General features: G+C 50.2%; 3 protein-coding genes. All 3 read left to right on the plus strand.

Annotated features, from left to right (window positions below; translation table 11 throughout):
• Nucleotides 1-3,429: response regulator (locus tag H6F50_RS02615; protein WP_190426028.1), on the plus strand; the 3,429-nt coding region annotated here is incomplete at its 5' end.
• A gap of 759 nt (nucleotides 3,430-4,188) precedes the next feature.
• The gene (locus tag H6F50_RS27835) at nucleotides 4,189-4,368 is read left to right on the plus strand and encodes a hypothetical protein (protein ID WP_347275937.1); all 180 of its coding nucleotides are present in this window, start codon (nucleotides 4,189-4,191) and stop codon (nucleotides 4,366-4,368) included.
• 189 nt (nucleotides 4,369-4,557) lie between these two features.
• Nucleotides 4,558-4,799 (plus strand): alcohol dehydrogenase catalytic domain-containing protein (locus tag H6F50_RS02625; protein ID WP_190426034.1); only part of this gene is annotated, 242 nt, incomplete at its 3' end.

The raw sequence follows: 4,799 nt of genomic DNA on the forward strand, positions 1-4,799 counted from the left end.
TTTCATCGCGTTGAGGGGGCACGGGGACGCACCTTTGAAGGTACAGGAATCGGGCTATCGTTGGTGCAGGAACTCGTGCAGTTGCAAGGTGGAGCGATCGCTGTTGACAGTACGCTGGGTCGGGGCAGTACCTTCACGGTTCGATTGCCAATGGGAACGGCTCATTTGCCGAGTGATGACATTCACGCCAGCCGCGCCCAAGCCTCCACCGCTTTTGGTGCAATTCCTTATGTTGAAGAAGCTTTAGGTTGGCTACCCGAAGAAAATGCAGCGCCGAGGTTGCAGACCGCAGAAAACGCTCAACGAACCTCAGATGCTCCAATCTCGACAGCTACCGCCCGGATTCTGCTAGTCGATGATAACGCCGATATGCGCGACTATCTGCACCGCCTCCTCAGCCAGTTTTATCAGGTGGAATTGGCGAAAGATGGCGAAACCGCTCTAGCTGCCGTATATAACCGTGCGCCTGACCTGATCCTCAGCGATGTAATGATGCCAGGAATGGATGGTTTTGAGTTGCTCAGGCGGTTGCGAGCTGATGCCAAAACTCGCGAAATTCCATTTTTGCTGCTATCTGCTCGCGCCGGAGAAGAATCGGCTATCGCAGGACTGGAAGCTGGAGCGGATGATTATCTGGTGAAGCCCTTTAGCTCCGGTGAATTGCTTGCCCGCGTTGCTGCCAATTTAGAACTCGGGCGATCGCGCCAAGCCGCTAGTCAGCAGCGCTTTCGCTTCTTGGCTGAATCTATTCCCCAAATGGTTTGGACGGCTGATGCCAGCGGTTGGGTAGATTATTACAGCCCCGGCTGGTTTGACTACACCGAATTGACGTTGGAGCAAATCCAGGGGAGCGGTTGGCAAAACACACTCCATCCAGACGATCGGCTCCGGACTATTGAAGCGTGGACTCAAGCCACTGAAATGGGCACAAACTACGATATCGAACATCGTTTGAGAAGGGCAGATGGAATTTATTGTTGGCATCTCACCCGCGCCCTACCCATGCGCGACGAAAACGGTCAAGTCATTCGCTGGTTTGGTACCTGCACGGATATTACCGAGCGCAAACAAGCAGAAGAAGCTTTGCGAGAAAGTGAGGAGCTAAAGCAAAGCATTCTAGAGAGCAGTACTGACTGCATCAAAGTCTTAGCGTTGAACGGTGAAATTCTCTACATCAATCCTGGTGGGCTGTGTCTTTTAGAAATCGACGAGCCGAAATCTATCCTTTATCGCGTCTGGGCTGATTTGTGGGAGAGCGAAGATTATGAAAAAGCCCAAGCTGCGATCGCCGCTGCCACAATTGGCAACATTGGTCAATTTCAAGGCTATCTCCCCACTACCAAGGGCACGCCGAAATGGTGGGATACCCTGATTACGCCAGTGCGAGATGCCCAGGGACAGGTGGTGCAACTGCTTGCTATTTCACGGGATATTACGGAAGCGAAGCGCATTGAAGCCGAACGCCAACAAGCTGAACTAGCGCTGAGAGAAGCCCATGTGCAGTTAGAATCTGCTTTGGCAGCGGGAGCCGTCTATACTTGGCGCTGGAGTATTCCCGGCGATCGCGTCAGGGTCAATGCTGCGTTTGCTCGCCTGTTTGCTGTAGACCCGGTGAGTGCGACATCAGAAGGCTTGCCGATCGAGTTCTTTATCAACTCCATGCACGAGGAAGACCGTCCTCGCGTTTCAGTTGCAATTGAGCAGGCGATCCACACAGGTGAGGAATATGCTGCTGAGTACCGCGTTCGGACTGTCAGTGGTGAGGAACGTTGGCTAACGGCACGGGGTCGAGTTGAGTATGATGCAGCAGGGAAACCTGTTTCTTTTCCTGGCGCACTCGTCGATATTACCGAGCGCAAACAAGCAGAAGTGGCCTTGCGCCAATCAGAGGAACGCTATCGAACGCTGTTTGAGTCCATTGACGAAGGCTTTTGCCTCATCGAAATGCAGTTTGATGCAAATAACAAGCCGATCGATTACCGCTTTTTGGAGACTAATCCGGCGTTTGGGAAACAAACGGGACTCGAACAGGCAGCGGGCAAAACGGCGCGTCAGCTCATTCCAAATCTTGAAAAGCACTGGTACGAGATTTACGGCAAAGTCGCCCTAACAGGTGAATCCATTCGCTTCGAGAATGGTTCCCAAGTGATGAACCGTTGGTTCGATGTTTATGCGTTCCGCGTTGGGCAGCCGGAGAGCCGAAAAGTTGCCGTACTGTTCAAAGATATTAGCGATCGCAAGCGTAGTGAAATCGAACGAGAACAAATTCTGCAACGAGAACAAGCCGCACGGGAAGCTGCCGAACAGGCAAATCGCATTAAAGATGAGTTTCTAGCCGTACTGTCTCACGAGTTGCGATCGCCTCTCAACCCGATCTTGGGCTGGTCTCAGCTACTGCAAAACCGCAAGATGGATCAAGTGCGAACGACTTATGCCCTACAGATCATCGAACGCAATGCCAAACTGCAAGTGCAGCTCATTGATGATTTGCTCGATGTTTCTCGAATTCTTCAAGGCAAACTCAGCCTCAATGTCGATCCGGTCAATCTAGCAACCACCATCACCGCCGCACTGGAAACAGTGCAGTTAGCCGCAGCCGCCAAATCGATTCAAATTCAAACAATTTTGGAACCAGAGGTTGGGCAAGTTTTAGGCGATTCAGGTCGCTTGCAGCAAGTCATTTGGAACTTGTTATCCAACGCCGTCAAGTTTACCCCGTCAGGAGGACGAGTTGAAATTCGCTTAGAGCAGATTGAGGCTGAAGCTCAAATTACGGTCAGCGACACAGGTAAAGGGATTCTCCCCCAATTTCTGCCCCATGTCTTTGAATACTTTCGCCAAGCTGATAGCGCCACGACTCGACAATTTGGTGGATTAGGATTGGGCTTAGCGATCGTCCGTCAAATCGTTGAATTACACGGTGGCAGTGTTCGTGCAGATAGCGCTGGGGAAGGGCAGGGAGCCACTTTTACGGTGAAATTTCCGTTGATGTCGCAGCACTCAACCATTCCTCAAATCGTTCGCGAGTCCAAACCTCTCTCAGGCTTGCAAGGTATCAAAGTGTTAGTGGTAGATGACACGACAGATATGCGCGAGTATGTCGCCTTTGTCTTAGAACAGGAAGGGGCAGAGGTTGTGGCTGTCGGTTCAGCAGGGGAAGCTCTTGCCACGTTAGCTCAGTTTCAGCCAGCGGTGTTGGTGAGTGACATTGGGATGCCCGAAATGGATGGGTATATGCTGTTGCGGCAAGTGAGACGGTTGCCCGCAGAGCAAGGCGGTGAGATTCCGGCGATCGCTCTCACGGCGTATGTGGGGGAACTAAATCAACAACAAGCGATCGCTGCCGGATTCCAGCGGCACCTTTCTAAGCCGATCGAGTCAGCCGCGTTAATTGCAGCGATCGTCGATCTCATCAAGAATGCAAATTAAGACTGCTTGCTTAGTGGTTCAATACTGCCCCTTCTGGGCTTTTTGGTGAGGGATTAGGAGTGAAGTTTCAAATGTATTTCACTCAAGCGACTGCTATCGCAATCCTATTTAAGTTGTGAGCCAGTCCTTCCGATCCCCGACTTCGAGATAGAAGTCGGGGATCTCAGCTTTAGGAATTATTTAGGAGTGCTATATATATTTTCTTTTTTCTGGACAAGGGTAGCAGCGGATTGTGGATATTAGAGGTCGGTAAAGTTTGTTGCAACAGGTTTTCTAGGAACGTGGGCGTGTCAAGTGCCGGTTTAAAGACGAGGGGGAAAAATCAAAATTTTCTTCTATTTTTGTTTTATTTAGGCGATGATTCGCACTCTTTAAAGCTTCCTTTGTCGGGGGGCGAGTGCAGGTGTCTTAGAAACCTCTTGCCATGAGCTTAATCTGGTTTACCCAGGTTAAACACCTGCTAAAATTTTTTGCCCCCCGGAGTCCGGATACCGTACCAGGAGATGATCCCCAGGATAGATGAACAAAACCTATGTTCAGTTCTATCTTTATTTATCAGAGCGGTCAACACGCTTAATATTCGGTCTTAGGGCATTAGCATCTCGTAACCAAAAAGTTTCATTAACCACATCTTTTTTTAAGGTTCGGGAAGCTCAAAGTTAATTTATTTTTTCAGATTGTGTTCGCCTATACATTCGCTTGAGTGACCAAGGCTTCAGGGGTGTACTTTTTGTGAATAAGGAGTTTAATAAAATGCGAATGAATACTTGCCATTGTTGCGGCAGTCCTCTTCTACGTCATGCGCGGCAAAATGGGGTTTATTGGTTTTGTACTTCATGCCGACAAGAAATGCTGCCTGTAGCCCTGGATCAAACACTTCCACTTCATCAAGCGGTTCAGGGAGCGCGATCGCTTTCTCTGAAACTGGTGAAACCATAAACAGTTCCCTTCCTTAATAAGGGAAGGAAAATTATCAAACTTGTAGATAAAGAAAACCTGAAAAGTCCGTTTTCAGCCTGGTGCTACTGTTCCCAAGCTGAACCTGGAAACCAATTTGCCGTCATGTCAGGCGTCAAAATTCATCTGCCCTGATAAAATCAGCTTGGACTCGGTTAGGGGCAGTGTTTCATGCTGGCAGCGGTACTTTACGGACAAACGGATCTACGCCTAGAACAGGTCGCTGACCCTACACCCTCTGCTGGTGAGGTGGTGATTCAAGTGGCTGCGGCAACGACTTGCGGCACCGATCTAAAGGTTTGGCGGCGCGGCGGTCATGCAAAGATGCTGAAGCCTCCCACCTTGTTTGGTCATGAGGCAGCGGGGCGGATTGTGGCGGTAGGAAGCGGAGTCCAAGGTTGGCAAGTGGGCGA

Origin of the sequence: Coleofasciculus sp. FACHB-712 (assembly GCF_014695635.1) — a bacterium.
Classification (GTDB): domain Bacteria; phylum Cyanobacteriota; class Cyanobacteriia; order Cyanobacteriales; family FACHB-T130; genus FACHB-T130.